The organism is Terriglobus roseus (assembly GCF_900102185.1).
Taxonomy (GTDB): Bacteria; Acidobacteriota; Terriglobia; order Terriglobales; family Acidobacteriaceae; genus Terriglobus; species Terriglobus roseus_A.
In genome coordinates this window covers 3378101-3399963 of record NZ_LT629690.1, presented here as the reverse complement: position 1 = coordinate 3399963, position 21863 = coordinate 3378101, and the positions used below count along the sequence as shown (strand labels likewise).

Sequence of the window (21863 nt, the reverse complement as noted above, 5' to 3'; positions counted from 1 at the left end):
GCCTCTCTTATTTATTGGAAGGATGATTATTGTGCGCCTGCGGGAGCTGCCCCTGTTGAAGCCGTTGCAGGGCTCCGTTTGATTACGACATTGCTGTGGTCTTTCGCTTCAAAGTCGCTATAGAACGTGCGCAGATCCTTGTACTTATCGTTCGGGAAATAGATATCGCCCATGATGAAGTCGCGCCGCAGAGTGATGGTGTTTGCTTTCTGCTGCGAGGTGAGCGAGTAAGCTGCCAGCTTTTCATACGTTGTCCCCTGATTTACAGGAGCAGAGTCCACCGTCCAGTTCGCGGGCAGCGTGTAGCGCACCGCATCTTGACTGATTTCCGAGTACGGAAAATAGACACCCAGATCACGCTTTTCGTGCGGGAAACGTGGATTGCTGTTGTTCTCAAACAGAACGCTGGGCAGCATCACTCGCGAACCAACACTGTTGCCGATTCGTCCACTGACATTAGCTTCCACCTTTAGTGGAAGTTCGCCGTTGTCCAGGTTTGTGATGGACGCAACGCTGACTTCCGATCCACCCGGCAGCAGTGATTCGATCTCTTTCTTCAATTGGTCTTTCAGTTCCGCATCATCATTTTTTAATGCAACGTGGCGCCAGCGAAGTGCCGGGCTTCCCTCAAAAGTCAAAATCACTTTCCCGGTCATATGACCATCGTCAGCAATGTTCAAATCGCCAACGCGCGAAGTGTGTGAGTACTTATAAGGTTCACCGGGAGTCATTGAAAACTCTTGCGCCGCATTTTTGTTGTCCTGACGGATTCCACCAGAAATGGTGTGGTCCCATTCCAGATGGCCAAAGGAGTTGTAACGGCTGCCCGGGTCAAGGTAATGATCCTGGCCACCATAGTTAACGACCGCAATCGTATCCGTAAGCTGCGAGATGTCCTGCCAAGTTACATCCAGGATGAGGTAAGAGCGGTCGGCAACGAGCATGGAATCTGCTTTCAAGCCAGCGGCACGAGCCAGTGCAACGTATGTCATCGCAATCTGGTTCGCGGAGCCATGTTTGCGCTTCAAAACATCTTCGGCGGACTTAATCTCTTTCTTCTCTTCCTGTGACGAACGCGCACGCGTGTAGTCCGTATTCTCCAGGGTCATTACGTACCTGTAGAGCAGTCGTGCCTTCTCTTCATCGGTGGTTGCGCCTGTTGTTACATCATGCGCAACAGAAGAAACGGTGCCGTTATTTCCGGTGAACTTGTTCGTGTCAGAGTTCCAGTACTTGATCTCTGTATCCCAGTAATCTTTACCGTTGTAATAAGGCGTGTAGTAAAAGAACACGTGGTAACGCGAGGAGTAGATAGGAGGCATGTACTGCTCGTTCGCGAATGGCATTACGTCGGATACAGTGGCCTCCATCTGAACACGACCCGTGGGCGTTTTGTGCTGGACCACATCCACGCCAGCCGGAAGCGACTTTGCCCAGGTCAGGCGCTGCGAAACGTGCTCGCGGCCACCGCGTGTAGTGCCTACCAGTTCCTTATCCGTGGGCTTCCATAGGAAATGCTCATTCTTAATGTAGAGGTCGCCCTGCATGGTCCATCGTGCCGGTGCGAACCAATGGTCGTCGCGGCGGATGGTATAGCGATATTCCAGGATGCTGCCTACTTTGGCGGCTGGTAGCGTATAAGCGCGCCGTGTGTAGTTATTGATCGCGTCCTTTTCCAACACCTTGTCCATGCCCTTTCCAGTAAAGGGAACAATGGTCCCGTCTGGCTGCACGGTGCGCGCAAAGAATTCGCCAATGGTGTAACCGGACAGATCTGTTTTTTTATTGAAGTCCACTTCAATATCTGCGTACTTCAGGCCCTTTTCTGTCAGCACCTTGATGCGCATGTAGTGGTACTGCACATGCATGTCATCGTCGTCGATCTCTTCCTTGTTCAACACAATGGCATCGGCGCCCGGAACTTCCGGGAAGGAAGTCATCTTCAACTCTTCCGGCGTGGGCGCGGTCCATTGCTGTGCATGGATTAGCGGTGTGATCGCAAGAGCTAATGTTGCGGCTGCGATAAGGCGGAACTTCATCACTCGAACTCCTAAAGTGGTCGTACTTGGAAACTAATTTGCGCGCTTCAATACCGCGCTACTCTGTTCATCGGCGTCAATGGTACGGGCCAGCTTCTTCACATCCGCATAACGTTCGGCGGGCAGGCTTACTTCACGCACGGTGTAGGTGCGGCTGTAATGAATCGCATGGTCCACCACCTTGCTCTCGCTGGTGTAGGCTGCGAAGCCAAGATCAAGATGCACCGGTGCAGGCAGTTCATCCACAGAGAAGCCTGTTGGCAAAGCAATCGTGAAGTCATCATGGATAAGGCGCGTTTCACCAAGATCAATGGGAAGGATGCGTGGTTTCTCGTCCACCCTCATCGATTCTGTTCCCAACACACGTGGACGGATCGCGAAAAGATTGCCCACAGGTTCTGCGAAGTGATCTGCCTTGATCGTGTATTGAAGCTCCAGGTTGCGATCCAGCGCCGCGGTGTTCTCCATCTTCATGCCCTCCACGTGGAAAGCTCGAAGATCTCTGGCCAGCGAGCGATCCAGCGCTTGCTGCTGCGTTTTCTCATCATTCAGTGAGAGTGCACGCAGGGTACGAGCAATGTCGCCGCCTTCTTCCTGCGTGACGGTTCCAGAAAGCGTGCCATCCGCCGCGAGTTGGAAACTGGCTTTGCGCTGAACATGGTTCTGCTCAGGCTTCAGTATTGGCAGTCGGATAGCCTGGCTGTCTGCTCCATCAACCAACAACGCATCGCTGCCTTGCAACTCATGTTCAAGCTGGCCGAAAGGTGTCTTCTCCCATGTGGGATCGAAGATCAGGAAGCGCTTGCCGCTCTTCGCCGTGACCACGCTGTACATCTCTTTCGGCGTGTAGTTCGCGGGCAATTCAATGGCAGCAATCATGTGGTTGCCAATCAGAGATGGCGCTTCCGCGTTGATCATGCCGCGATGCGTATCCACCATCACCCACGTCGAGCGCACGCCAACTGCATCCAGCATCGCGCTTAGCAGTGTGGCTTTGTCCTTGCAATCGCCATAACGTGCGCGGAAGATGTCCGCTGCCGCGTGTGGCTGGTGGCCACCTACACCAATTTCAATGGCCACGTAACGAACGTCGCCTTGTACGAAATTCGATACTGCTGCTACGCGATCGCGGAAGTCAGTCTTTCCAGCGACTAACTCCTGGGCTTTCGCAGTAATCGCTGGATCGGGTTTGTTGCGATCCTTGGCGAGCCGTTCGTACCATTCGCCAATGCTCTTCCAATCGCCAGTCATCGCCCCATACGGAGTCGTGACCGGACCTTGGTAGAAGATGTCCAGACGCGGCGCCACCGTAATTTGATTGGGGGATAGTGGCACACGGTCATGCGTCACCAACGATTGCTGGTTCACCACCTCCCACAACGTCTTTCCATGTTCGGCATCGACAGGCTGCGCCTTCGCTTTGCCTTTCCATGTCGCTTTGTAGGTGTAACCGTCTGGCAGATTCAAGGTCATCCGCTCCCGCAAAACGGGGATGTCCTCTCCCGGAATCCAGATAATGTCGTTTTCGTAGGGCTGTTCCTGCCGTTCATATTCCATGGCGGCAATTGCGCCCACATCCATGGCGGGTGGCGTCAAACCGCGGACGCGGGAATCGCTGTACAGCTCAAATCCGCCGTCAGTGGCAAGATCGGTCTGCTCCTTGTCTTTCGGAGCGTATTCCTTGCCGTCGGGACCGATGCTCCAGATGTGTAGATAGTTCAGCTTGTCTCGCGAACTGCGATAGTACGCGTACATCTCAGTCTGCTTGCGTCCCTGCGGACGCAGAATCTTCACCACGCGGCGCACATGCTCCACGAGCAAGCCATTCGGCGCAACGGAATACGTGACTTCCTGCAGCAGGACAGCGGCGTCGGCTTCTTTCGAAACCTTATCGGTGGAGGTCTGGGCTGCGGTTTTCACCCAGTCCGGGACCTGATCTTTGGCAAACGCAGGAATACAGCATGCTGCCATCACCCAGGATGCGGCGACGGCGCGAAGCAGGCTGCCAGGCAGGGCAACGGGCGACATGGGAGCAAGTACCTCAAACTACCTACCGGACGAAATCGTACGGCAGGGTCAATCAGGGAAATCGGGATACAGGAGTAATACGCCACACCGCGCCAACGCGCAAGCAGTCGGATGTCGCAGGATTCTGGGATTCCCAAAATGGTCCGCCGCTCGCCTTCGCTAGAATGAAAGATAGATATGTCGCTCGTTGCCGGTGTTTCTCCTGAGGTTCTCGCTAAGTACCAGCCCGTGATCGGGTTGGAGGTCCACGTACAGTTGTTGACGCAGACGAAAGCCTTCTGCGGCTGCATTAACAAGTACGGTGGCGACCCGAACACGCACGTTTGCCCAGTCTGCCTGGGACTGCCCGGCGCGCTGCCTGTGCTGAACCGGCAGGCGGTGGAGTTTGCCGTGCTGGCGTCGCGTGCGCTGAACCTCACCATCAATGAAGAGAGCATCTTCGCGCGCAAGAACTACTTCTATCCCGACTCGCCTAAGGGTTATCAGATTTCGCAGTTCGATAAGCCGATTGCAGAGAACGGATGGCTGGACGTCAGCGATGGCAAGGGCGGCACACGCCGCATCGGTATTACGCGCCTGCACATGGAAGAGGACGCGGGCAAGAGCATCCATGACGGATTCGCCGACAGCGCGAACCGTACTTATATTGATCTGAACCGCTGCGGCACGCCGTTGGTGGAGATCGTCAGCGAGCCGGATCTCCGCACGCCGGAAGAGGCCTACGAGTATCTGACCAAGCTGAAGGAAATCCTTCTGTACACGGGCGTCTCTGACTGCAACATGGAAGAAGGTTCGCTGCGTTGCGATGCCAACGTCTCCGTCATGCTGAAGGGCGCGGCCGAGTACGGCACCAAGGCCGAAGTGAAGAACGTCAATAGCTTCCGCTTCATCCGCGACGCCATCCATTACGAGATTGAGCGACAGGTGGAAGTGGTGGAGAGCGGCGCGCGTGTCGTGCAGGAATCGCGTCTGTATAACTCCGGCGAGGGCCGCACCTATTCCATGCGCAGCAAGGAAGCCGCGCATGACTACCGCTATTTCCCTGAGCCTGATCTTCCTGCGTTGATCGTGGATAGCGCATGGAAGGAATCCATCCTCAAGAACCTTCCGGAGCTTCCGGAAGCCAAGCGCGCACGCTTGATCGCGGAATACGACCTTACTGTGCAGGATGCGGCGACCTTCGCATCGGACCGCAGCTTTGCCGATACCTTTGAAGCTGCTGCAAAGGTATCGAAGAGTCCGAAGCGCGTCGCGAACCTTCTGCTCGGTGAGTTGATCGGACGTTTGAATGCCGCAGGACTTGAACTTGCGCAGTCGCCCGTGTCGATGAAGGGTATCGTGCAGGCCGCTGATCTTCTCGAAGAAGGCAAGCTTTCTTCCAAGCAGTTGAAGGGACTCTTCGACATCAGCTTTGAGAAGAACGAAGACTTCGCTACCGTCTACGATCGCGAAAAGCCGGAACAGATCAGCGATACCGGTGCGATTGAAAAGATGATCGACGAAGTCATCGCTGCAAACCCCAAGCAGGTGGAGCAGTATAAGGGCGGAAAGACAACGGTCAGCGCGTTCTTCGTTGGCCAGGTGATGCGTCTGTCGAAGGGACAGGCAAATCCCGCTCTGTTGAATGAGCTTGTCGTGAAGAAGCTGAACGAAGCATAACGATCCAGATCCATAAGAACGAAACAGTGCAACGGGCAGAGATGACTCTGCCCATTGCATTTTCTGGTGCGTGCCTATATCGCCTTCACGATGCGAAGGTGCATCGTATTAGTTGCATGCGCGCATGGGACGTTCTACGACTCTCCACTCTCTTGCTTCTCGCCGGATGTGCAACTAAGGCGGATGTTGCGCGGAGCATCGCCAACGATCAGGCTGCGTTGCCGCCAAACACCGTTGCGCTTTCGCAGATGATGAGCGAGCTTTCGGCGCAGCCGGGCTTCACAGAACAACTTCTGGGTTATCTGAACAAGGGCGGTAAGAACGGCGCATATCTAACGCCGAAGCTCTTCGACACGCTGCGAGAGATGATCCTGGGCAAAGACTGGACCGGCCTGGATCGTTTTCCGGGATGGACGATTCATCACGTCACGCAGACGGTAGACATCGGCAGCCGTCTGGTCAAAACAGACAACCAGCCCTATGACGTTGCCGCCGGCGTGAACATCGGTCCATACAACCTGACGCAGTCGCAGACAGAGTCGCTGGATGTTCCCAGCGACCGTCCGGAATTTCAGGCGGACGTTACACCGCTACTTGGAGGCGTAACACACGGCGACGGTCCCGATCCCAAGATTGCGCCACTGCACAGTGAAAGCGCACGTCTGGCAGAGGTGATGAATCGGCTGTCGCTGAATGGCTATCGCGATACGTCGAACTTCACCGTCACGCTGGACCAGCACACCGCGCACACGCCGCAGGAATTAGTGCAGGCGCTCGTGGCCACAGGCCATACCGTGACCGTGGCGGACGCGCGTTACTTCGCAAACTTCGGCCACTTTCATTACAACGGCAAAGATGTCGAGATGCCGTTCTTCCTTGACAGCCTCTTGCTGGTCCCGCGCGACCACTGGTGGCAACCAAAGCGCCGCTTGCTGATCCCTGTTGCGCATGCCGAATACGAATGGCTAATCAGCGGACCGAAGATCAATGCGAACGTCGCGTTCTACTTCGGTATCGACGGCCGCGCGGAATTCCGTACCAACGACGAACAGAATCAACCGTGGGTGATGGGCCGTCACGCGCATGAGTATCGCGACGCAGATGCAGTTGAAGTAACTCGACTGACAGGCAACATGCTGCGTGCCTACGCGTATCTGCACGCAGCGCATGCGCAGTTACCCTTCGGCGGCTATTACACACTGGGCGTCTGTCAGGACGTCGTGAACGCGATCGAATTCAAGATGACAGGGAAGACCACGCTCTTTCCCAGCACCGCACAGACTGAGTTATTCCGAGATCAACCCGACGGAGAAATCACAAAGCTGATGGAGGCCGTGCCCAAAGACACCAGTGGTGCACCACCGGATCCAGCGCGCATCTTCGGATCGCTTCCGACGACAAACTATGCTTCGGTCACCGTACCCGGTCTGCGTGACGACGTACAGCGAAGCTACGAAGCATGGCAGAACGGAACGCTTTCTCGCCGCGTGGTGCTTACCGGCGAACAGATGACGATCCTCGGCATCGTCGCTGCAACGGGGTTCGTTTTCTGGGTACTGCGCAGAAGGCGCAGCGCCAAACAATGACGCAACAAAGTCACCCGCACCGAATGTAGTACCGCAGTCAGGGAGAAGTAGTTATGGCAACGAAAAAGGCAAGCAAGAAATCCGCAACAAAGAAATCCCCCGCAAAGAAGACCACGGCAAAGAAATCATCCGTGAAGAAGGCCGCAACAAAGAAGTCCACGGTAAAGAAGACAGCAAGCAAGAAGGCCCCCGCGAAGAAGGCGGCAAAGAAAACTTCTGCAAAGAAGACAACGGCAAAGAAGGCCGCGAAGAAGAGCAGCACTCGCAAGTATTCACCCGCAGCCGGTAAGCAGGTGGAGCGAGAAATGCGCGAAATGAAGAAGGGAACTCTGAAGAGCGGTCGTAGTGGCAAGAAGGTCACCAGCCGCAAGCAGGCCATCGCCATCGGCCTCAGCGAAGCGCGCAAGGCAGGCAAGAAAGTTCCGCCCGCACCGAAGAAAAAGTAGCCTTTGATTCGAAATGAAGAAGGCCGCAGGCATTGCCTGCGGCCTTCTATTTCGTTGTCAGCTTATTACTTCGTCGTGCTGCTGCTGGTAGATGGGGTGCTGGGCGTCGAAGTGGAAGCAGGGCTGCTGCTCGACGATGAAGAATCTGACGAAGAGGTGCTGCTTGCTGCAGCACTTGTATCTCCACCGGATTTCTTCGCGCCCTTCGATGACGAGTACAGGTCGGCATACCAGCCGCCGCCCTTGAACTGCACCGCGGGTGCGGACAACAGCTTTTCCAATCTGCCCGCGCAGTGCGGGCATTCCGTTAATTCCGGATCAGAGAACTTCTGCCGCTTTTCCAGCGTGCGGCCGCAGTTCTGGCATTGGTATTCGTACAGTGGCATCGGTTTCTCCTTTCCTGAAATGCCTTACGAGAGTTCGACAGCGCGAACGCTGGCAATAGCGTCCACCTTGCGCAGTGCATGGATCAGCTCTGACACCTTCTCCGGCGTAGCCTCAATCTGCACCACAGCCATGGCCTGTCCCTGTGGCACACGCTGCGAACGAACGCTGCGGCCCAGTGCGAAGTTGGCAATGTTCACGCCATGTTCGCCAATCACAGTACCAATGCGGCCAATAACACCCGGCACGTCATGGTTGCGGAAGACCAGCAGCGTGCCCGTCAGCGGCGCTTCAATGTCAATGCCATCCAGCGACAGCAGACGCGGAGCGTTGCCATGCAGCACCGTTGCGGACGCAGACGCATCGCCCTCAGCCGAATGCAGCGTCAGCTTCAGCACAGAACCCGCGCCACCGCTGGCAAACTCCTTCTTGTCTTCCTGCACACGGATACCGCGCTCATTCGCTACAGCGGTCGCGTTGATGCTGTTCACGTCAGAATCGCTCAGCACACCGCTGATGACAGCGTTGCGGATCAGATCGGTCTTGCCGGTGGCAATGCGACCCGCATAAGCAATGTCCATGTTCTCTAGGTTGCCCGGTGTGGCAAGACCAAGGAACGTGCCCAGGCGCTGCGCCAGATCAATGTAAGGCGCCACTTCTACGTATTCTTCACGCGATAGCGACGGTACATTGACTGCGTTCTGCACCACACCATCCTTCAGATAGGCGCTGACCTGCTCAGCCAACTGGATGCCGATGGCTTCCTGTGCTTCGTCGGTCGATCCGCCCAGATGCGGCGTAAGAATGATGTTGTCGATACCGAAGTACGGCGACTCCTTCAGCGGCTCCTGCCGGAAGACGTCCAGTGCCGCGCCACCCACAGTACCGTTCGTCAGACCCTCCGCCAGCGCCTCATCCATGATCAGTTCACCGCGTGCGCAGTTCACAATGCGGATGCCCTTCTTCATGATCGCGATGGAGTGCTTGTTGATCAGGCCTTCCGTCTGCGGGGTCAGACCCACATGCAGAGTCAGGTAGTCGCTGCCCTTGAAGATGGTGTCAATGTCGACCAGCGTCACACCGTTCTCGCGCGCAATCACCGGCGCAACAAACGGGTCATAACCGATGATCTCCATGCCGAACGAACGTGCGCGGCGAGCCACTTCCAGGCCAATGCGACCCAGGCCCACAATGCCCAGCGTCTTGCCGCGCAGTTCCGTGCCCTGCAGCGACTTCTTTTCCCACTTGCCGTTGTGCAGCGCAGCGTTTGCCTTGGGGATCTGGCGGGCCATGGTGATCATCAGGCCCAGCGTTAGCTCGGCGACGGCCACGGCGTTTGCGCCCGGCGTGTTCATCACCACAATGCCGCGCTTGGTGGCAGCGTCCGCATCAATGTTGTCCACGCCTACACCGGCGCGGCCAATCACACGCAGCTTCGGCGCATGCTCCAGCAACTCTGCCGTCACCTGCACGGCCGAACGGACGACGAGCGCATCGGCATCGGCCAATTCAGCTTCCAAATTGGTGATCTTGTCTGCGGTGACAACCTTCCAGCTTGGTTCCTGCTGGAAGACGGCAAGGGTGGCGGGCGAAACCTTTTCGGCAAGTACGATCTTCATCGCTGCGATATTTTCCTTCTTGGATGGACGGAACAGTGCATGGACGCGGCGAAAACAACCGGTCCGGAATGAAACAGGTTCCCCTTTATTGTAGCCAACCGTTCCGTCTTGTCCGAAGGACGCACATTTAGTGCAATGCAATCGTCACGGGAGCACCGCCACCGGTCAGCGCTTCCCGCAAAAACTGCTCGAAGAAACCAATTGCCCGGTACAGCCGCGATTTCACCGTCGGCATGTGAATACCGGTCTTTTCGGCAATTTCACGCATCGTCAGGTCTTCATAGAAGTGCATCTGCAACACTTCCCGGTGGATTGGCTGCAATCGGTCCATGGTGGCGTGCAGTAAACAGGACTGCTCGGCCAGCCGAAAGGCCTCCAGCGGCGAAAGATCTGCCGCGGGCGGGTCGAACGCGGTGGAACCCTCATCGTCTGGATGCATCATCTCGTCCAGCGAAACCGTGCTGCGACGGCGGAAATGATCCAGCGCGCGATTGCGGGCCACGGTAAACAGCCAGGCGTCAAAGTCGCCTCGGTCGTCGTATTGATGGCCACGTTCCAGCACGCGAATCCATGTTTCCTGGAAGAGGTCTTCGGCCAAATCGGTTCGGCCAGTCAGGCTGCACAGGTAACGCATGAGGCGGTGCTTGTATCGGTCAATCAATTCCTGCAGCAGGTCCGGATCCTGGCGACGTAGGCCTGCAGCAATGCGGCGGCGTTCAGAAAGGATTTCGGCGGGGGAAAGGGCAGTTTCCGTAAGGGCCATGGCGAAGCAACTCCGGTACTTCGATTTTTCAATAGTACGACAATCGAAGTATCCCGGTTCCGTATTATTTTGGAAAATTTTGTGTCATTACGGCATCGAACCTTTTCAAGCGGGGAGAAGTGCGCTTAGGATGAGCCAAGATGCCACGCACGTCCGCCACGCCGCCCGTTGATGAAACTACCCCCATGGAGTTTCTGCGCGCTTTGTATGGCATGTTCCGGCAAATGTCTCTGGCACCCGGTTCTCGTTCCCTTCAGAAAATCAAGACCACTCCACAGGAAGGCCGTGCGCTTGGCTGGCTGAATCAGCATGGGCCGTCGCTTATGTCAGAGTTTGCGGATTTCATGGACATCCCACTCAGCACGGCCACTAGCGTGATCAACCGCCTGGTGCAGAAGAAGCAGGTGGTTCGGCAACGCTCGGAAGAGGACCGTCGCATCGTGCGCGTTCATCTCACGCCAGCGGGCCAACGCCTGAGCCAGCGCATGCTGGACGTGCATCTGGAAGCCAGCAAATTGTTGATGGAAAAGCTCAGCCGCGACGAGCAGCAGACATTGATCAATCTTCTGCGCAAGGCCGGTTATAAACCGCCCGCAAAGGACGTTTGTTAGTCTCCTCTTTGAGGAATGACGAACGATGGCTGAAACAGCAACAGTATTAGAAGCCCCCCTGCCAACGCGCGATCTCTCGCATAACCCCAAGCGTTACTTAGTTTTAGGTGCCACCAGCGGCATCGCGGAAGCCACCTGCCGCATCTGGGCCGCGGAGGGAGCCAACCTCTTCCTCGTAGGCCGTTCTGAGGAGAAGCTGCGCGCCATGGCAGGCGATCTTCGCGTTCGCGGCGCGGCCTTTGTCGATATCGCCGCCACAGATCTGGACCGTCTTGAAGATCATCCCGGCCTGCTGGCGCATGCCATCACCCAACTCGGCGGTTTGGATGTGGCGTATCTCGCCTTCGGCATTCTTGGCGAACAGCCCAAAGCAGAAACGGACGTAGCCCACGCCGAACAGATTCTGCACACCAACCTCACTGCACCGGTAAGCATGCTCACATGGTTGGCGAACTTCTGCTTGAAGCAGGGACGCGGCACGTTGGCAGTGTTGTCATCCGTGGCCGGCGATCGTGGCCGCAAGAGCAACTATGTCTACGGTGCGTCAAAAGCTGGCCTGACAGCTTTCGTCGACGGCCTGCGTAACCGTATCGACCGCGATGGTGTCGGAGTGCTCACCATCAAGCCCGGCCCAGTAAAGACCGCGATGACGGCGGGCATGCCCGGCAGTGAAAAGTTCGCAGACGTGAACGCCGTAGCGAAGGACATTGCCAACGCGATCGCCAAGGGTGAAGGCGGCGTCATGTACGTCCCCGCCAAGTGGCGTCCCATCATGGCCGTAGTCCGCGCCATCCCAGACTCCGTCTTCAAAAAGCTGAACCTCTGATCATCCAATCCTCAACAAAAGAAAAAGGGATGCGATTAACTCGCATCCCTTTTCGTTTGTCATCACGCCGAAGGCGTCGAGTACGGTACGAAGTACCGAAGTACCTACAGCACTCGCGAGTGCCGATAGCCACCCTCGGTCAACGCATTCAACAACTCTTCCACCTGGTCACGCCCACGCGTTTCCATGGTGATGTCGATCGTGGTGTCGCCCAGGTTTACGCCGTAATAAGCGCGGTTATAGAGCGTATCCACAATATTGACGCCATGTTTCGCAATCAACGTGGTCAGGTCCTGCAACGCGCCCGCACGGTCCAGCAGGTGAATCCGCAACCGGATCAAACGTCCATCCTGCACCAAACCGCGTTCAATGATGCGGCTCAGCAGGGTAACGTCAATGTTGCCGCCACCCACCAGAACAGCAGTCTTCGCATTCTTCAGCGAAGTCCGTTTCTGCAGCAGTGCAGCAAGCGCAGCAGCACCCGCGCCTTCCGCCAACGTCTTTTCACGTTCCAGCAGAACGAGGATGGCCGCAGCAATCTCGTCCTCATCCACGGTGACGATTTCGTCGACGTACTTCTGCACCAGCGGCAGCGTAATGTCACCGCTACGGCGCACGGCAATGCCGTCGCCAATGGTCGTTGCAGCGTCAATCGTAACGGGATGACCCGCGTCCACCGCAGCCTTCATGCTGGGCAGTCGCGAAGTCTGCACGCCCACCACGCGAATATTCGGATTGCGCGACTTCACCGCGCAGGCAATTCCGCCAATCAGTCCACCGCCACCGATGGGAACCACGACAGCTTCCAGCCCATCCACCTGTTCCAGCATCTCCAGGCCGATCGTGCCCTGGCCTGCGATGACCTCAGCATCGTCAAACGGATGAATGAAAGTGGATCCATCTGCATCGCAGATCCTGCGTGCTTCCGCATAGGCGGCATCGTAGTTCGGCCCATGCAAAATCACATTCGCCCCAAATCGGCGAGTCGCATTCACCTTCACCATCGGCGTGGGCTCGGGCATCACAATTGTGGACCGAATGCCGCGACGCGTTGCGTGATAAGCCACACCCTGTGCATGGTTTCCGGCCGATGCCGCAATCACACCGCGCTGCGCCTGTTCCGGCGTGAGCAGGCTAATTCGGTTCAGCGCACCGCGCTCCTTGAAAGCGCCGGTCATCTGCAGGTTTTCCAGTTTCAGGTGGACCTGCTGCCCGGTAAGTTCCGTCAGTGTGTGTGAAAAGGCGCAGGGCGTGTAGTACACGGCGTCGCGCACGCGTTCACGCGCGGCCTCCACGTCGGCAAGTGTAATGGCGAGTTCAGTTTTTACGGATGGCATTTGCGTCTGCCTACTAGGGTAAATCGCCTAATGCAGACAGAGGGAACCTAAACAGGACCATGTTTCAGCATGGGGCGGTCATGCAGGTTGTTCAGGCGAGGCTGCAGGTGGTCCACAGCCAGATTCAGAATCCGGTGCAGCTCTTCCATCTCAGACAGCTGAATTCCGCCCCACATCTCCCTGCTGATGACTTTCCACAGCTCCATGCCGCGTTCCAGCACACCCCGCCCCTTCGCTGTCAGCGTCGTGGTCAGGATGCGGCGGTTCTGCGGTGAAGGGGACCGCTTGATCCACCCCTCGCGCTCGGCTCGGGCAACCAGCGTCTGCATGCTCTGCGGTGTCACAAAACAGGCGCGCGACAGCTCCGCAGACGACAGCTCCGCGGTCTCCTCCAGCGTCTTCAGCATGCGCAACTGTGCCAGCGTAATGCCATCGGGCTCCAGTTCCGCCTCAAGCAGCAGGCGTCCTGTGCTGACCAGCCGCTTCATCGCAAGCGAAATGCGAAGCGCCGCCTCGTCCCGAATTTCCTGTTTCGATTTCCGCATCGATATCAGGTCCCTGATACTCTATATATCAGTAACCTGATATGGCTGCAACGACTACAACCCATCACGAAGCAGTATGGAAGCCGAAGCACAACCCCTGGCTCGTGGCCATGACTGTCACCATCGCCACCTTCATGGAGGTGCTGGATACATCCATTGCGAACGTAGCACTGCCGCATATTGCAGGCTCCGTGGGCGCTTCACAGGATGAAGCCACTTGGGTGCTCACCAGCTATCTGGTTGCGTCGGCCGTCATCCTTCCCATCTCCGGGTGGATCTCTAATCGCATCGGGCGCAAGCGTTTTTACATGACCTGCGTGGTCATGTTCACGGCGTGCTCGCTCTTGTGCGGCCTCGCGCCCACGCTGCCGTTCCTCATCCTTGCCCGCATCTTGCAGGGACTTGGCGGTGGCGGTCTCGCTCCCAGCGAACAGGCCATCCTGGCCGATACATTCCCCATTGAAAAACGTGGCCAGGCCTTCGCCATGTACGGCGCGGCAGTCGTCGTGGCGCCCGCCATCGGCCCCACGCTGGGCGGATGGCTAACGGACAACTACAACTGGCACTGGATCTTCTTCATCAACCTGCCCTTCGGCCTGCTGTCGCTGTATCTGTCGAACCGCATGGTGGAAGACCCACCAGAGCTCATCGCGCGCACCAAGCGCAAAGATCCCGTCGACTTCATCGGCCTCATCAGCGTTGCCCTCGGCGTGGGCCTGTTGGAATTCACGCTGGACAAGGGACAGGAGAAGGACTGGTTTGGCTCCGGTGAGATTCAACTCACCGCTGCACTCGCCGTCATCATCCTCATCTTCTTCGTCTTCTGGGAGTGGAATCATCCTGATCCCATCGTGGACTTGAAGCTGTTGAAGAACCGAAACTTCGGTACAGCTGTCTTCCTGCAACTGGTGCTCGGCATGGTGCTGTTCGGATCGACTGTGTTGATCCCGCAGTATCTGCAAACGATGCTTGGTTACACCGCTGAGCTTGCCGGTAAAGTGCTCAGTCCGGCCGGTCTGGTCATGATGGTCATGATGGCTGTCGCAGGCAAAACGCTGGGCAAAGGCGATCCGCGACTGACGGTAATGCTTGGCTATCTCGCCGTCGCTGCGGGTCTGTATAACCTCACGCGGTTGGACCTCTACAGCTCATTCGGAACAGTAACGCTGTGGCGTATGTTGCAGGTCATCGGCCTTCCGTTCATCTTCATCCCCATCTCCACGCTGAACTACGTCGGTGTGCCGAGAGAGAAGAGCAACCAGATTTCGTCGCTCTCAAACTTCGCTAGAAACATCGGCGGATCGGCGGGAACGGCGCTGCTCACCACGTACCTTGCACGTTCCGCGCAGGTGCACATGAGCAACCTGGGTGCGAACATCACCGCTGGCAGCTATGCGTTGCAGGCCTATGTAAGCCGCTTCGCTGCGGCCACGCATACAACCTACGCACAGGCGCAACCAATGGCCATGGCATCGGCTTTCGGACAGATGGCGCAACAGGCCACCATGATCGCGTACAAGAACGCCTTCGCCATGCTTGCATGGGTGGTTATGGGCTTGTCGCCGTTGGTCTGGTTGATGCGACTGCCACCGAAGAACGCCAAGGTCGATCCGGAGCAGATGGGCGGTCACTAAGCTGCCGGCATACACACAAACAGAAAGGGCGCGGATCTCATCCGCGCCCTTCTTTATCTCTGCGAAAACCTTACGGCATCATGAGCATCGGTTCGTTGTCTGGACCAATTTTGGGTTCTGATACTTCGCTGCGTTTCTTGCCGTCCGGCACCATCGTCAGCGTCTGTTCTCTGCGGTCGCGCACAACAATCATGGTGATGGGCTTGCCCTTGCCCTCATGCAGCGCCCGCGTCCAATCCTTCTCGGTATTCACGCGGTTGCCGTTCATGCGAGTAATCACATCGCCAGCATGAAGGCCTGCGGCTGCGGCAGGGCTATTGCCTTCTACGGCATGTACCAGCAAACCATTGCCATCCTTCACGCCAAAGTAGTCTGCAAGCTGCGGTCCCATCGTATCCACCGTGGCGCCGGTATAAACCGGCATCATCGGCAACAGGTGGCTGGACATGAACGAATGGCTAAACACACTATTACTCTTCGGTGCTGGCGGGGGAGGAGCGGGTTCCGTAGAAGCTGTAGTTTCGTCGGGATTGGGAACAGTCCAGCGTTGCAACCGTGCCTGTTTATCGACTTCCTCACGCGTTGAGAGCGTGGCGGACAACGAACGCTCCGTGCCATCGCGCCAGACGGAAATTGAAATGGTTCTGCCCGGTTGCATGTCATGCAGCAGCTTCCGCAGTTGCTCTTCGCCTTCCACGGTAGTGCCGTTCAGACTAAGAACAACGTCGTGCTCACGCAAGCCAGCCTTACCAGCAGGACCGTCATGATCCACCATCACAATCTCTGCACCCCGTTTGTCTCTTAGGTGTTGCGAGTTGTAGGTGGAGTCCGAAACATCGTGAAACATGATGCCCAGGTAGCCCTGCACAGGTGTGTTGTGTCCGCCGGCACCCGCGCCATACATGGGCGGAGCCTCCAACGAGCACACCAGTACTTCCTGCGCTTGTGCAACCGGTGCTACAAGCAACGTAAGGGAAATCGCAGCCGCAGCCAGGTTACTGAATGCCATCGATATTCCCCAGCGCTTGCATCGATGCATTGCGGATGTAGGGGTTATCGTCCTGCGTGGAAACCGTGTGCAGTACTTGACGCACGCTGGTATCGCCTTCCACCGGTTCCAACATGGCAATGGCGCGCGTGCGCACATCGGCGTTGGAATCGTGCATCAGGCTTTCCAGCACAGCATCGCGCACGCGCTGATCTTCACCAATGAAGCGTTGAAGACCTTCCAGTGCACGCAGACGAACCGTCGCACTCTTGTCGTAGCGAAGGCTTACCAGCAGCGCATCACGTACGCCCGTGCGGTCGCCGTCACCATGTTCGCAGCGGTGTCCGGCAACACATTCCTTCGCCAGCAAGTCCACGCTGGTTTCACGCACGTCGTTGTTCAGGCCCTTCTGAGCCGCCAGCGTCAGCAACTGACGCACCTGCGGATCATCCAGACGGCCCTGCATGGTCATGGGGACAACGCGGTTGTAACGAACTTCCACGCGGTCAGCATCGGGCAACGGAAGAATACCGCTGATATTGCTGACTGCACCTTCCGTGTCGTTCATGGAGACCACGGCAGGCTGGGGAATCGGGGTGGTGGCTAACTGATAACGCGTGAGCAGGTTGCCGCTCAAAAATCCAACACCCACCAGCAACGTTGCCAGCGCGGGCGCGGCGTACAGATGCTGCCAAGTACCCACCAGGGTATTTCGCAAACGCATCCGCCACGTGCTCTGGCTGGCTTCGTCCAGCGCTTCATCCAGTCGCAGACGGCTGGCAGCCAGCAGGTTGGCAGGGACTTCGGGTCGACTCTGCTCAGCAAGAAGAGCGGTCAGCTCGGCCATGGCATCCGCCTCGGCCTGGCAATCGCTACAGTTCCGCAGATGCAGCTGAAGCTCCGCGTGATCCTCTTCAGGGATCTCGTCGTAAGCCAGCAGAATCAGTTGATCTTTTACCTCATCGCACTTCATGACGCTGTGTTCCTTGTGTATGGCTTCCTGAAAGTTGTTGCTTTGCGGCGGCGGGTCGTAACGTTTCGAAAACGCTATCGCCTGCCGTCTGATTTGCCCCGGACTTTGCCGGTGGGTGGTGCTGCGTCGTGCTGGGAACGTCTTGATGCGTTCTTTGGTGCTTTTATGCGTCTGCCAGATTGGCGCGCAATTTACGTGTTGCTCGGAAGAGTGTGTTTTTCGCCGTCTCTTCAGTTGTCTGCAGCATCTCGCCAATGGCGCGAAGCTTCAGGCCCTGGTAGTGCTTCAGTTCAAACACTGTCCGCTCGCGCGGGGTCAGTTGGTCTAGCGCCTGTTCAATGCGCCGGTTCAAAGTCTTGCGCTTCAGCTCCAGGTCCGGATTGGCCCCGGCGCGGTCGTCGCTCACGCTGCTCATCAGGTCAATCGTGTCGCCCGAACTGTCGGTGACGATGCTCGGATCTTCGCGGCGGCTCTTACGCCGACGCAGCGCGTCCAGGCAAAGATTCGTCACAATCCGGTACAGCCACGTGTAAAACGAGCACTCAAACCGAAAATTCTGCAGATGCCGGTACGCTTTCAGAAACGCTTCCTGGTGAACGTCCTGCGCATCTTGTTCATTTCCAAGCATATGCAGTGCCAGCCGAAGCACGGCGCCATCATACCGACGTACAAGCTGGTCAAACGCGTCGCGCTGGCCCTTCTGGGCCTGACGGATCAACTCGTCATCTTCCAGACGTTGCTGCGCCCGCGCTTCGATCTGCGCCGGTGTTAGCGCCGCTCGTCCTGCCCGACCTGCCGCTACTTTCGCCACTGCTGGCGATTCTACCGCGACCACGCCCGGTGCGAACGCACCGCCTGCATTGAAAACACTTCCTACGGTCGGGTCGTTCAAAGTGCCCGCCGCCAAACCACTGCCAACAACCTGTGTACCCATCGTGCGCTGACTCCGGAAGCCAGAAGATCGATCTTGTTGTGATAGACCCTGCAACTCAAAAAAGGTTAGTTCCGGCCCGCACGCCAGCACATCAGAAGAAAAATCAGGAACCGCCCCACGATCCCATACGTATCCGCGAGCTATGAAACGAATCCTCCCTGCAGCAGTTGCACTTCTTGTATTTGCTATTTCCAGTGGCCACGGCTTCGCCCAGCAGTACAAAGGCCCAGTAATTGACGCGCACGCCCACATCCGCTTCGGCGACGGCGATGCGTTAAAAGCGGATCAGCCCATAGGCACGGAAAAACTGCTGCAGTTGGACACACAGGCTGGCATCCGCCAAAGCGCCCTGATCGTCATCGCAGCCAAAGGGCAACCAGAGCAGACCCGCGCCAATAATGACAAGGTGTTAGCAGTAGCGGCTGCGTCGCAGGGGCGTTTCTACGCCGTCCCGTCGGTGCATCCACTGGACGGCGAAGCCGCCCTCGAAGAACTCCGCCGTCTGGCGAAACTTGACGTTCACGAGATCAAACTCCACCCCAACTCCCAGAACTTCGACGTCTCGGACCCGGCAGTCGGAGCGATGGCAGAGGAATGCGGCAAGCTGGGCATCGCCATCCTCTTCGATTCCTACAAACCGTGGGACCCCAGCCAGCCCGGCAAATTTCTGCTGCTGGCCGTGCAGCATCCGCAGACGCACATCGTCCTGGCGCACATGTTTTTCTCGCAATTCCGCGAAGCACTCACCTTTGCGCAGATGAGCAAGCTGGGCATGGCAACGAACGTCTCCTTTGACCTGTCAGCGATTGCCGTCGCTTATGAAGGTTCGCCCGTCGTGCCGGAACTCGTCTGGACAATCAGAAAGATCGGCACCGATCACTTCCTCTTCGGCTCCGACTGGCCAGTCGACAACCCCGGCGCCGCGCTCAAAGCCGTCCGCTCCATGGGCTTCACCGCGCAGGAAGAAAAAGCCATCCTGCACGACAACGCCGCCAAACTGTTTGGATTGAAATAGCCGGGGGAGACTACTTCTTCGCGTACTTCTTCGTATCCACCGGCTTGTTGTAGCGAATGTTCGTGTAATACGCCGTGCGCGTGTCACCTTCGGGCGTATACGAAAGCTGCTTCAGCGAGATCCCGCGTGTCGTATCCACCCAGATCGTGATGTGCGTGAACATGTTCGCCACGGACGCATCCTTCGGCACCAGGTCCAGCTTCGCAGTCGAAACACCATCAACTGTTTCCACGCCCTGCTGCGTAATCGTCCAGGCCTTCTCCAGGTCCTTACCGCTGCCACCAAAGCCCAATGTCAGGAAGCTCTCAGCGCGCGCCTTGTCTTGCCCGGCGTTGAAGGGTGTCGACTTCTTTGAGATCGTGTCATACAGATCGCCCTTGCCGTTGGCAAAGTGCAGATACTTTGTCGTCGGCGCGCCAGCTTTGGGCGAAAGCATCGCACCTGTCTCGGTATATCCGGACTTGCGAAGAAAGTAGATCGAGCCGTACTGCGACGTGGTCTCGCGAACTACCTTTTCAAACTGGTCCCAACGCAGGTCAGCTTCGGCGCTCTGAAACTTCGCGGAGGCCGCGTCCAGGTCGCGCAATGTCTTATCCAGCGCCGGATCATTGGCCGCATGCGCGGCGGTAAAGGTGCTCAGAACAATGGCGGCTGCGGCGGTCGTGCGTGCAAAAAAAGTCATCTTGCTCCTGTGGCCCTCAAACCAATTCATTAGACACAGGTTTGAGCGGGATGGCTGCGTCAGCGGCGTTGCGATATTAACGATGAGCCCAGACGCGGTACGACGTAATCTGCCCATCTACGCCATTGATCGGCTCATAGCGTTCAATCAGAACATCGCCTGCAATCGGCTCAATCAGCCGGCGCAACGCTCTGCGCATACGCTTTTCAGGGTCGTTGCCGGAGACGTGCTGCAGGCTCTGCTCCACATCGGCCTGCTTCACCTCGTAGGTAATGCTGCCTGTCCCATCGTTCTGGACCATGATCTGCGAAGGCAGGTTGTACACCGGACGATCACGATAGTTAATGAAGTGCGGCGATACAAAGATGAACAACAGAATCAGCGTCACCATCACGTCATAGTGAAAGCTGCCGCGCTCATACGTCCAGAACAGGTAGCTGCGTAGTGTCTTCAGCATCGTCTTATAGCCCTGCCTGCTTGGTAATTACGGTCAATCCGCCCATGTACGGCACCAGCACATCCGGTACACGGACGCTGCCATCTTCCTGCAGATAGTTTTCCAGAATCGCAAGATACGTGCGCCCCACAGCCAGACCGCTGCCGTTCAGCGTATGCACAAATTCCGTCTTCTTCTGCCCCGCAGGACGATAGCGAATGTTCGCACGACGAGCCTGGAAGCTACCCATATTGCTGCACGAAGAAATCTCGCGATACGTGTTCTGGCTCGGTAGCCAAACTTCCAGATCGTAGGTCTTCATCGATCCAAAACCCATGTCACCCGTGCAGAGCAGCATACGGCGATAGGGAAGTCCCAGCTTCTCCAAAACAGCCTCAGCATTCAGCGTCAGCTTGTCCAGCTCGGCCATGCTGTTATCAGGCGTGGTGAATTTGACGAGTTCCACCTTCTGAAACTGGTGCTGACGAATCATGCCGCGCACATCGCGCCCATAGCTGCCCGCTTCGCTGCGGAAGCATGGTGTGTAAGCGCAATAGCTGATCGTCGGGTTCAGCTCAATCGTTTCGTCGCGATACAGGTTCGTCACCGGCACTTCCGCAGTCGGAATCAGCCAGTGATCGTTGTCCTGCAACTCGCCCGGAACGTAAGCGCCCTTGTCATCGCAGTGAAACAGGTCTTCCGCAAACTTCGGCAACTGACCAGTCCCAAATAACGACTGTGAGTTCACCATCACCGGCGGCATCACTTCCGTGTAGCCATGCTCGTTAATGTGCAGATCCAGCATGAAGTTTGCCAGCGCGCGCTCCAGACGAGCACCCGCACCCACCTGCACCACAAAACGCGAGCCAGAGATCTTCGCGGCACGCTGAAAGTCCAGCACGCCCAGCGCTTCGCCAATCTCCCAGTGCGGCTTCGCATGGGCAAGCGCCTTCGGCTCACCCCAGCTCTTTTCCAGCTTGTTGCCGGTCTCATCCTTGCCATCAGGAACGCTGGCGTCTGGGATGTTCGGGATAGCTTCCAGAATGTTGCGCAACTTCGCATCATGCGCAGTGGCGGCGGCTTCCAGTGATTCCGATTCCTCGCGCAGAGCGCGGACTTCCTCGGTAAGCGCAGTGGCATCGCCACCCGTGCGCTTCAGCTTGCCAATCTCTTCTGACAGGCGGTTACGCTTCGCCTTCAACTGCTCCACGGCAGTAATGGCCTCGCGGCGGGCGGAGTCGATGGCGGCAAAATCGCCCAGTAGGGCGACGGGGTCAGCGTTACGGCGGCGAAGCGCAGCTTCCACCTCCGGGAGATTGCCCCGGACGTATGCAAGATCAAGCATTCCTCTATGGTAT

General features: G+C 57.2%; 20 protein-coding genes. 7 read left to right on the top strand and 13 right to left on the bottom strand.

Annotated features, from left to right (window positions below):
- Positions 1 to 26: 26 nt before the first annotated feature.
- A complete protein-coding gene (locus BLT38_RS14280) occupies positions 27 to 2039 on the bottom strand; it encodes a DUF3857 and transglutaminase domain-containing protein (protein WP_083345786.1) in 2013 nt (670 codons plus the stop codon).
- A gap of 33 nt (positions 2040 to 2072) precedes the next feature.
- Positions 2073 to 4067, bottom strand: coding sequence for a DUF3857 domain-containing transglutaminase family protein (locus tag BLT38_RS14275; RefSeq protein ID WP_083345785.1), 1995 nt, complete (start codon positions 4065 to 4067; stop codon positions 2073 to 2075).
- A gap of 177 nt (positions 4068 to 4244) precedes the next feature.
- Between BLT38_RS14275 and gatB the strand changes: the two genes are divergently transcribed.
- The 3 genes from gatB to BLT38_RS14260 are packed head-to-tail and all read left to right on the top strand — an operon-like array spanning position 4245 to position 7758.
- Positions 4245 to 5726 carry an Asp-tRNA(Asn)/Glu-tRNA(Gln) amidotransferase subunit GatB gene (gene gatB / locus BLT38_RS14270; protein WP_083345784.1) on the top strand — a complete coding sequence of 494 codons (1482 nt, stop codon included), beginning with the start codon at positions 4245 to 4247 and terminating at the stop codon, positions 5724 to 5726.
- Positions 5727 to 5767: 41 nt separating this feature from the next.
- Positions 5768 to 7312 (top strand): hypothetical protein, encoded by a 1545-nt coding sequence (locus tag BLT38_RS14265; RefSeq protein ID WP_231966506.1) that lies wholly within the window; start codon positions 5768 to 5770, stop codon positions 7310 to 7312.
- A 53-nt stretch (positions 7313 to 7365) separates the two neighbouring features.
- Positions 7366 to 7758, top strand: coding sequence for a DUF6496 domain-containing protein (locus BLT38_RS14260; protein WP_231966505.1), 393 nt, complete (start codon positions 7366 to 7368; stop codon positions 7756 to 7758).
- A gap of 65 nt (positions 7759 to 7823) precedes the next feature.
- Here the strand turns inward: BLT38_RS14260 and BLT38_RS14255 are convergent, their stop codons facing one another.
- The 3 genes from BLT38_RS14255 to BLT38_RS14245 form a co-directional block, all read right to left on the bottom strand.
- Entirely contained in the window at positions 7824 to 8144 is a 321-nt protein-coding gene (locus tag BLT38_RS14255; protein ID WP_083345783.1) for an FmdB family zinc ribbon protein, read from the bottom strand.
- Positions 8145 to 8168: 24 nt separating this feature from the next.
- Positions 8169 to 9761 carry a phosphoglycerate dehydrogenase gene (gene serA / locus BLT38_RS14250; RefSeq protein ID WP_083345782.1) on the bottom strand — a complete coding sequence of 531 codons (1593 nt, stop codon included), beginning with the start codon at positions 9759 to 9761 and terminating at the stop codon, positions 8169 to 8171.
- Positions 9762 to 9888: 127 nt separating this feature from the next.
- Positions 9889 to 10524, bottom strand: coding sequence for an RNA polymerase sigma factor (locus BLT38_RS14245; protein ID WP_083345781.1), 636 nt, complete (start codon positions 10522 to 10524; stop codon positions 9889 to 9891).
- A gap of 140 nt (positions 10525 to 10664) precedes the next feature.
- Between BLT38_RS14245 and BLT38_RS14240 the strand changes: the two genes are divergently transcribed.
- Positions 10665 to 11135, top strand: a complete 471-nt coding sequence (locus tag BLT38_RS14240) for a MarR family winged helix-turn-helix transcriptional regulator (protein ID WP_083345780.1) — start codon at positions 10665 to 10667, stop codon at positions 11133 to 11135.
- Between the two features lie 25 nt (positions 11136 to 11160).
- Positions 11161 to 11961 (top strand): SDR family oxidoreductase, encoded by an 801-nt coding sequence (locus BLT38_RS14235; protein WP_083345779.1) that lies wholly within the window; start codon positions 11161 to 11163, stop codon positions 11959 to 11961.
- A gap of 104 nt (positions 11962 to 12065) precedes the next feature.
- Here BLT38_RS14235 and BLT38_RS14230 read toward each other — a convergent pair whose 3' ends face one another.
- Both BLT38_RS14230 and BLT38_RS14225 read right to left on the bottom strand, forming a co-directional pair.
- Positions 12066 to 13298: a threonine ammonia-lyase gene (locus BLT38_RS14230; protein ID WP_083345778.1), complete on the bottom strand. Its 1233-nt coding sequence runs from the start codon at positions 13296 to 13298 to the stop codon at positions 12066 to 12068.
- A 47-nt stretch (positions 13299 to 13345) separates the two neighbouring features.
- Complete coding sequence (locus BLT38_RS14225) at positions 13346 to 13843, bottom strand: MarR family winged helix-turn-helix transcriptional regulator (RefSeq protein ID WP_083345777.1); 498 nt, start codon at positions 13841 to 13843, stop codon at positions 13346 to 13348.
- 41 nt (positions 13844 to 13884) lie between these two features.
- On the opposite strand from BLT38_RS14225, the gene BLT38_RS14220 reads away from it, so the two are divergent.
- Entirely contained in the window at positions 13885 to 15477 is a 1593-nt protein-coding gene (locus tag BLT38_RS14220) for a DHA2 family efflux MFS transporter permease subunit (protein ID WP_083345776.1), read from the top strand.
- A gap of 70 nt (positions 15478 to 15547) precedes the next feature.
- Here the strand turns inward: BLT38_RS14220 and BLT38_RS14215 are convergent, their stop codons facing one another.
- The 3 genes from BLT38_RS14215 to BLT38_RS14205 form a co-directional block, all read right to left on the bottom strand.
- Positions 15548 to 16486 (bottom strand): PDZ domain-containing protein, encoded by a 939-nt coding sequence (locus BLT38_RS14215; RefSeq protein ID WP_172838285.1) that lies wholly within the window; start codon positions 16484 to 16486, stop codon positions 15548 to 15550.
- Positions 16473 to 17438: an anti-sigma factor family protein gene (locus BLT38_RS14210; protein WP_083345774.1), complete on the bottom strand. Its 966-nt coding sequence runs from the start codon at positions 17436 to 17438 to the stop codon at positions 16473 to 16475. The genes BLT38_RS14215 and BLT38_RS14210 overlap by 14 nt, the downstream gene beginning before the upstream one ends.
- A gap of 163 nt (positions 17439 to 17601) precedes the next feature.
- A complete protein-coding gene (locus tag BLT38_RS14205) occupies positions 17602 to 18372 on the bottom strand; it encodes an RNA polymerase sigma factor (RefSeq protein WP_083345773.1) in 771 nt (256 codons plus the stop codon).
- Between the two features lie 142 nt (positions 18373 to 18514).
- On the opposite strand from BLT38_RS14205, the gene BLT38_RS14200 reads away from it, so the two are divergent.
- Positions 18515 to 19387: an amidohydrolase family protein gene (locus BLT38_RS14200; protein WP_083345772.1), complete on the top strand. Its 873-nt coding sequence runs from the start codon at positions 18515 to 18517 to the stop codon at positions 19385 to 19387.
- A gap of 10 nt (positions 19388 to 19397) precedes the next feature.
- On the opposite strand, the gene BLT38_RS14195 is transcribed toward BLT38_RS14200, so the two are convergent.
- The 3 genes from BLT38_RS14195 to serS all read right to left on the bottom strand — a co-directional run bounded on the left by BLT38_RS14195 (position 19398) and on the right by serS (position 21850).
- Positions 19398 to 20069 carry a LolA family protein gene (locus BLT38_RS14195; RefSeq protein ID WP_083345771.1) on the bottom strand — a complete coding sequence of 224 codons (672 nt, stop codon included), beginning with the start codon at positions 20067 to 20069 and terminating at the stop codon, positions 19398 to 19400.
- Between the two features lie 76 nt (positions 20070 to 20145).
- The gene (locus tag BLT38_RS14190) at positions 20146 to 20526 is read right to left on the bottom strand and encodes a hypothetical protein (protein WP_083345770.1); all 381 of its coding nucleotides are present in this window, start codon (positions 20524 to 20526) and stop codon (positions 20146 to 20148) included.
- Positions 20527 to 20530: 4 nt separating this feature from the next.
- Positions 20531 to 21850 carry a serine--tRNA ligase gene (gene serS / locus BLT38_RS14185; RefSeq protein WP_083345769.1) on the bottom strand — a complete coding sequence of 440 codons (1320 nt, stop codon included), beginning with the start codon at positions 21848 to 21850 and terminating at the stop codon, positions 20531 to 20533.
- Between the last annotated feature and the right edge of the window lie 13 nt (positions 21851 to 21863).